A 7,597-nucleotide genomic window follows, 5' to 3' on the forward strand; every position below is an offset into this window, starting at 1 on the left:
GTTCTATCCGGCGAGGCCGCGTCCGTTGCGCCCCTCCGTACGCCGAGCCGACCGAAACGGCTCGACACCGCAGGACGGCGATCCGTCGGCCGACAATCCCGAATACGTGAACTGGCTCACCGAACAGTCGATGCTCCGCGACGCCAAACTCATCGCCGAGCAGCTGTCCGGCAAGGGCAGCATGTGGCAGAACCCGTACGCAGACCCGAATCCCCGCGGCGCCGTCGAGCGCGCACCGGTGTGGTTCACGGCCTACCCCATCTCGGTGATCAACGAGCCACGCACCAGCTTCCTCAACACACTCGGCAGCGAAGAACTGTGGCAGGCCTTCTCCGAAATCGGCATCACAGCCGTCCACACCGGCCCGGTCAAAGTCGCCGGCGGCATCCACGGCTGGCGTCCCACACCGTCCGTCGACGGTCACTTCGACCGCATCGGAATGCAGATCGACCCCGCGTTCGGATCGGAAGAGGAGTTTCGACGCCTGTGCGTCGTGGCCGCGGCGTACGACGGCATCGTCATCGACGACATCGTTCCCGGTCACACCGGTAAGGGCGCCGACTTCCGCCTCGCGGAGATGGCTGTTGCGGACTACCCGGGCATCTATCACATGGTGGAGATCGAGCCGGAGGACTGGCATCTGCTCCCCCGAGTCCGAGCGGGTGCGGATTCACAGAACATCGACGCCGAGGCCGAGGCCAACCTGGCCCGCGCCGGCTACATCATCGGGCAGCTCCAGCGCGTCATCTTCTACGAGCTGGGCGTCAAGGAAACCAACTGGAGTGCGACTGCTCCCGTCGTCGGCGTCGACGGTGTCGAGCGGCGCTGGGTCTACCTGCACTACTTCAAGGCAGGTCAGCCGTCGATCAACTGGCTCGACCCTTCCTTCGCCGGGATGCGACTTGTCATCGGCGACGCCTGCCACTCGATCGCCGACCTCGGCGCCGGCGCTCTGCGTCTCGACGCCAACGGGTTCCTGGGCGTCGAGCGACGAGCCGAAGGTCCGGGTTGGTCCGAGGGCCATCCACTGTCCGAGGCAGCGAACCACCTGATCGCCAGTGTCGTCCGCAAGATGGGCGGCTTCACCTTCCAGGAACTGAACCTGACGATCGACGACATCAGGGCGATGGGCGAGAACGGTGCCGACCTGTCGTACGACTTCATCAATCGTCCCGCGTACCACCACGCACTGGTCATGGGAAACACGGAGTTCCTCCGCCTGACGATGACGCTGTCCCGCGACCACGGCGTCGACCCGGCGTCGTTGGTGCACGCGCTGCAGAATCACGACGAGTTGACCTTCGAGCTCATCCACTTCGCGACATTGCACGCCGAGGACGAGTTCAACTACTGCAACGAGGTCGTCAAGGGCTCGGATCTCGGTGATCAAATTCGAGCCGATCTCACCGATCGCCTCACCGGTCGCTGGGCGCCGTACAACCGGACGTTCACCACCAACGGAATCGCCTGCACCACAGCGAGTGTTATCACGGCGTCGCTGGGAATTCGCGATCTCGACCGCATGGACGAAAGTGACATCGAGACAGTCAAGACAGCCCACCTGATGCTCGCGATGTACAACGCGCTGCAGCCGGGCGTGTTCGCCCTGTCCGGTTGGGATCTGCTAGGCATCCTCCCGATCGACGCCGACGACGTCGCAGAGCTCATTCGCGAGGGTGATACGCGCTGGCTCAACCGCGGTGCTCACGACCTCATGGACAAGTACCCCGAGGCCGTGCGTTCCGAATCGGGAATCCCCCGCGGACGCAGCTTGTACGGCTCGTTGCCGGAGCAGCTGAAAGATCAGAACTCGTTCGCGCGCAGACTCGCTCGCATCATCGAGATGCGCAACAGGTACGGCATCGCGACGGCGCAACAGCTCGACGTTCCCACGGTCTCGCACAAGGGACTTCTGGTTCTGGTGCACGAACTTGCTCAGGGTGCCATTCAGGCGACGGTCATCAACTTCTCGTCCGAGGAGGTCGCTGCGACCATCCAGTCGAAGCACCTCACTCCAGGTGCAGCAGTGCACGACATGTTCGACGACACCGACATCGGCGTGGTCGACGAATTGCACAGCTTCCCGATGACCCTTGCGCCATACCAGGGCGTGCCGGTGATCTTGCGCTGACGGCCGCTACGCTTCCGTGTTGTGACTGACGCAGGTAGCCATCGTCGACGCGAGCCCGAATTGCGTCCGCAGCCGGAGCGTCCCGACTTCACTGTCGAGCCCCTCCGGCGCGGAGGGCGGTCGCAGAGAACCGAACCAACGGGGCGAGGAGTGCCCCTTCGGATGGCGTCGGCGGCGTGGGCCGCGGTCGCGGTCGTTTCCGTCGCGTTGGCTGCCGTCGTCGCACTGAAGTACAACGACGTGCGCGGGGCGATGGGCGCAACGCTTGCCCGCGAAAACACCGACGCCACCCAGGCCGAGATCACCGAGACCGTCACCGTGACCTTGTGGGGCAGCGCGGGCGTCGCGGCCCTGCTACTCGCGCTTGCTGGCCTCGGACTCGCGCTGGCATCCGCGCGGAAAACCGTATCCGGCTTGGTCCTTCTCGTCGTCGGGCTGGCAACCATCGGCGCCTTCGTCCTGTTCTGGTCGTTCATGTCGGACACGGACGGCATTGCAGCAGACGCTCTGCAGTGGGGGCCACTCGTCGGAGCGGCCTTTGCGGGTGTTGCGACGGTTGCCGCGGCCACCGGTCTCGCCGAACGCACGAGGTAGCCCGCCTACACACGTGTTCGTTAGGGTTGGTTTACTTAACCCGTGAAATCACCTCTCACCCGTAGCCTCATTGCGCTCACCAGCGCATTCTCCGTTTCGTTACTTCTCGCGTCATGCAGTTCTGCGGATGAATCGACGGATTCGCCGGAGGCAGCCCACTCCGTCAGCACCCAGTTCGGCGCCATCGACATCCCTGATTCGATCGGCTCCGTCGTCGTCATCGACGGGCGCCGCGACCTCGACATCGCGCTCGCGTTCGACCTCCCGATCGTCGGCATTCCAGTCGAGGCCGAAGCGCCGCCCGAGATCCCGGGCCCCCTGACCGAACCGACAAGCGCACTTCTCGCCGCAGGCGTCCCCGAACTGTTCCCGCGCAACACCGTCGACATCGAGTCGATCGCCCGCGTGGACCCCGACCTCATCATCGGACGCGACGAAGTCGTCGAGGAAATTTACGACCAACTCAGCACCATCGCACCGGTCCTCCCCGTCGGCTCGACGGGCACCGGCGTGTCCTGGCAGCAAGATGTCGAGACCCTCGGCACCGCGCTGAACATGCAGGAACGAGCGCAACAAATCCTCGTCGACTACGAGACCCGGGTGGAAGAAGTGAAAGCGCGTCACGCCGACGCCATCGCGACCACACCGGTGTTGCCGATCAGCACCTCCGACGAGGGCGGCATCTCCATCGGCCGCGAACGGGTGCCGTCGATTGCACTCCTGGACGTCGGAGCACGGTTCTCGTCGGCATGGGATGCAGCGACGCCGGAGGTGGAGTACGGACCCGAAACCATCACGGCTGCTTCGGACGCCGTGGCGATCATCGCTGCCATCACCTCCGAGGAGGACTTGCGTGCGATGAACGCGAATCCCCTGTGGACCACCCTCCCCTCCGTGCAGAACGGCAGGGTCGTGCGCACCGACAAGTTCACCAACGACGGCGGCCCGTTGACAGCCATGTGGGCACTCGACCTGGTGGACCAGCTCTACGCCGCCTGATCCCCCGGTGTCTACGAAGTGCTGTGTCAACAGCACTTTTGGCACACGGGCGGCGGAGCCGCCTAGTGCTGCGCTACGACGCCTTCTGCACTGCGGGCGGCGATGGCGCAGGCGCGTGCGGTGAACTGATCGAGCAGTGGATGCTCCGAGAGTCGACGCCATTTCTGGACCGCGCCGAGCGCTACGTCGTGGCGCTCGGTGGGGCCGGCATCGGGGTCGAGTCCGAGCCGGGTGGACGGGTCGATACCGAAACCGCCGATGAGGCGGTGCAATTCGGCTCGGTCGGCATCAGGCAGGGTGGGCGCAGCCGAACGCATGCGTCCGAGCAATCGCAGTTCGTGGAATCCGTGCACGTCGGCCAGCAGTCGGCCTGCCTCCGCGCGGAGCGTGGCCGACTCTGCGATGGGACGCGCTTCGAGGGTGCGCTGCAGGGTCACGAGGGCCGAGTGCAGTTTGAGCTGATCGGCGCGCTGACCGAACTGGACGTCGATGACCGAGCGGAGCTCGCCCAGCCCGCTGCGCTCGACGAGTTCTGTTGCCAGAGAGGGTGAGTCTCGCACTCCGAGCTTGATGAGCGTGACGGCCATGCGAATTCCGAACAGCCCGAAGCGGTCGACGATCGACGCCCGCAGGGCCGGGTCGACGGGGAGCAACCCGGGGCGCGAGAAGCGATCGGCCGACAGCATTGCCATCTGCAGGTCTTCGTCGGGCACCTGCGCGAGGGCTTCGAACGCGGCGAACTCGCTCTGCCGCATGGTTTCCGCCGCGAGTGCCAACAAACCGGCGACGGGTACGACGGCCTGGCACAGTCCGGTGGCTTCCAGTTCCGACGCGAACCGAGCGGCCACTTCCTTGGCCGACATCATCGCGTCCATCCGCCCGGAACCGACCTCGTCGGCGCGCGAGACGACCCCGACGACGCCGAGCGGGCCGGAATCTCCGCCCACGTGGGACGAGATCTGTCCGAGGAACGAGACGTCGGTGGCGTTGAGCGTCCGCAGCAGATAGACGACGGCATCGGCGCCGGACGACGCGTTCTCGGGTGTCAGCATCGACAGTGTTCGCGCGGAGACGTCACGGGACAGCGAGGACGTACCGGGGGTGTCGATGATCGTCGTCTGCGTCAGGGTGCGGGCGGGCCACTCGACGTCGAGGCGGTCGACCTGCGCGGCCGTCAGTTCGCCGAGGTCGAAGGTCAGCCGGCCTGCGCGGCGTTGCACGGGTACGTGCGCCGAGCGGTCGCCGTCGTACCAGGCGGTGACGTTCGGGGTGGTTCCGCTGCGGTACCAGGTGACGACCTTCGTGCACTCGGTGGCGTCGGTGGGCGCGATGTCCTGGCCGACGAGCGAGTTCAGCAGCGTCGACTTTCCGGCTTTCAGTGAGCCGGCCAGCGCGACACGAAGTGGTTGCTCGAGGCGGACGAGGCATGCGCTGAGCGTCGCCGCCGCCTCGTGATCGATGGAATAGGCGCTGCGGGCTCGCTGGATGAGGGTCCGGCCGCGGTCGAGTGCGATCACAGCGCTGCCGAGTCGGCGGGAATCAGAGCCGCTGCGCGCGCGTTGAGATCTGCAACGACCTTCATGTCGCGGTCCAATTGCGCTGTGCGCGCAGCACGCTCGGACTTCTCGATGTTTGCGGCTTCCTGCGCTGCACGCAGCGAGTCGTTGAGCGACCGCAGCGTTTGCTCGGCGATGGACGTGAAGTGATCGCGCAGCACCCGCTGAATCTGGCGCAGGCGATCCTTCGACTCCTTGCCGACCTGAAAGCTGACATCGTCGGTGAACCGGCGGATCGCCATCTTGGCCTCGGAGCGCCGGGTCCGAATCCGGTTCTCCTTGTCCTCCTTGTACGCCTTCGTTCCCAACAAGACGCCGGCACCGATCGAGATCGGGTTGAGCAGGCTGAGTCCCACGAAGGTGGTGATCAGGCCGAACATCAGAACCCCGCCGTACGACCCACGCATTCCGACGAGCACCTTCTGTGTGATACCGATCTTGCCGGTCTCCAGATCCGCAAGCGACGCAACAGGATCCAGTACATTGTCGAGGTCACCCAGGTCGAGATCGGGGAGTGCCACGGCGCCTGCGGCCGCGAAGTGTTCGGCCACCAGTTCCGCCAACCACAGAGCCCGCTCGTGCGCCCACACGAAGTTGTCGCCGACCGATGCGGCGATCTGCTCTTCGAGCCAGTCGCCCAGTTCGATCCAGTCGGAGCCGGGATCTCCTTCGTCGACGGTTTCCTCGGCCTGCCGGGTGACGCGGCGCAGGCGGTCGCGTAGGTCGTGGTCGATGTCCGACGCCAGGTCGGCAATACCGTCGGCGAGGGTCTGTTGCCACTGAGACGTCTTCTTGTGCAATTCTTCGGCGGCCGACTTGGCTCGCTGCAATCCGGCGACGGCTGCGGCTGCGCGATCCGGGTCGCGGAGAGCTGCGAGTTCGCTTCCCATTGCCAGGGTCAGATGCTCTGTGGCCGAGCGTATGTCGAGCGAGACGGCGGCGCGTGTGGTGGCGTCGGCGCGGGAGACGACGTTCTCGCGCAGGAAGGCGTAAAGCTCCGGGAAGCCCGACTCCGTGTTGAGCTCCTCGTCGTTCAATCGCAACGCATGCGAGCGCAGCAAAGACGACAGCGGAATCATCGGCACGTCGAGACCCTCGCGCTGCAGGTGCCCCCGGTTGGCCTCGACGATCTGACGCCAGTGCGGGTACAGGTCTGTCTTGGTGATCAACACCGCCACGGACGGGCACAGCCCGAGAACCTGCCGCAGAAAAGAAATTTCGGGTTCGGTGAACTCTCGACTGGCGTCCGAGACGACGAAGACGGCATCGGCCGACGGTACGAGCCCCAATGTGCCTGCGGCGTGCGGGTTTCCGTGACCTCCGACGCCGGGGGTGTCGACCAGCACGAGACCGTCGGCGAGCAACGGACTCGGAACGTTGACTTCGAGTCTGACAACCTCGCGGCCGTCGGCGCGAGGACTCGCCGGCGTGATGGTCTGCAGCTCTGCGAGCGGGACTTCGACGCGGACGGCATCGTTGCCGGGGTCGGCCAGAACCAATTCGGCGTAGGACCGTTCGGAGTTCTGCACTACCGTCGGGATCGCGGTGGTCTCGTCGTCACCGACGGAGCAGACCTCGAGGTTGAGCAGCGAATTGACGAACTGACTCTTGCCCTGTTTCAAAGGCCCGACGACGATGATGCGCCGTCTCGGGTCCAGCACTCGCTCCTTCGCGAGTTCCATCCTCGATACGAGGTCGGACCGTCCGACCGTCTGCGCGACTGTCGCAGTCCGATCGAGCAGGTCGGCCAGCACTTTCGCTTGCGCGTCCATAACCCTCTTCCGGTACACCTACATCGACTGCTGTGAACTCTATATAGAAAGAAAGCCCCGGGCGCACAGGATGCGTCCGAGGCCTTCGTTCTACTTCTTCGATTACGGGTTCAGCAGGTCCGTGTCGACGGTCGCGACGTCGGCCAGCGAGTCGGCCGAGCTGTCGACGTCGCCGTGGAGGTCGGAGGCCGAGTACAACGAGGACTCGCCCTGCGCCTCACCGAAGACGCTGGAGTCGACCGAGGACCAGGCGTTGGAGTCGCCGGAGAACGATCCCGACGCGCTGCCCGCTGCTTCTGCTGCGCCTTCGAGGCCGCCGGTGAGCCCACCTGTAGCGCCTCCGATGGCATCCGCGCTGCCGCCGATGCCACCGACGACGTCGCCTGCAAGCTCTCCACCGGTCTCGACGCCACCCGCGATGCCGCCTTCGACGCCGCCTTCGACGCCGCCTGCGACGCCGCCTGCGACGCCGCCTGCGATATCTCCGGTCAGGTCGGCACCTGCGTCGGCGACGCTGCCCAGTTCACCCGCGAGGCCGCCTGCGA

General features: G+C 65.6%; 5 protein-coding genes and 1 pseudogene. 3 read left to right on the forward strand and 3 right to left on the reverse strand.

Features of this window, described 5'->3' with window-relative positions:
• From treS to WBQ44_RS22155, 3 genes are all read left to right on the forward strand, one after another.
• Nucleotides 1–2,131: maltose alpha-D-glucosyltransferase (gene treS / locus WBQ44_RS22145; RefSeq protein WP_495568811.1), on the forward strand; the 2,131-nt coding region annotated here is incomplete at its 5' end.
• A 162-nt stretch (nucleotides 2,132–2,293) separates the two neighbouring features.
• Nucleotides 2,294–2,725, forward strand: a complete 432-nt coding sequence (locus WBQ44_RS22150) for a hypothetical protein (RefSeq protein WP_495568812.1) — start codon at nucleotides 2,294–2,296, stop codon at nucleotides 2,723–2,725.
• A 42-nt stretch (nucleotides 2,726–2,767) separates the two neighbouring features.
• Nucleotides 2,768–3,724 (forward strand): ABC transporter substrate-binding protein, encoded by a 957-nt coding sequence (locus WBQ44_RS22155; RefSeq protein ID WP_495568813.1) that lies wholly within the window; start codon nucleotides 2,768–2,770, stop codon nucleotides 3,722–3,724.
• A 62-nt stretch (nucleotides 3,725–3,786) separates the two neighbouring features.
• On the opposite strand, the gene WBQ44_RS22160 is transcribed toward WBQ44_RS22155, so the two are convergent.
• The 3 genes and pseudogenes from WBQ44_RS22160 to WBQ44_RS22170 form a co-directional block, all read right to left on the reverse strand.
• Complete coding sequence (locus WBQ44_RS22160; protein WP_495568815.1) at nucleotides 3,787–5,238, reverse strand: dynamin family protein; 1,452 nt, start codon at nucleotides 5,236–5,238, stop codon at nucleotides 3,787–3,789.
• A complete protein-coding gene (locus WBQ44_RS22165) occupies nucleotides 5,238–7,052 on the reverse strand; it encodes a dynamin family protein (protein WP_495568814.1) in 1,815 nt (604 codons plus the stop codon). Before WBQ44_RS22165 ends, WBQ44_RS22160 begins: the two co-directional genes overlap by 1 nt.
• A gap of 102 nt (nucleotides 7,053–7,154) precedes the next feature.
• Nucleotides 7,155–7,597: pseudogene (locus WBQ44_RS22170) on the reverse strand (IniB N-terminal domain-containing protein); the annotation flags it as partial.

The organism is Rhodococcus sp. (in: high G+C Gram-positive bacteria), assembly GCF_049591685.1.
In the GTDB taxonomy this organism is placed as follows: domain Bacteria; phylum Actinomycetota; class Actinomycetes; order Mycobacteriales; family Mycobacteriaceae; genus Rhodococcoides.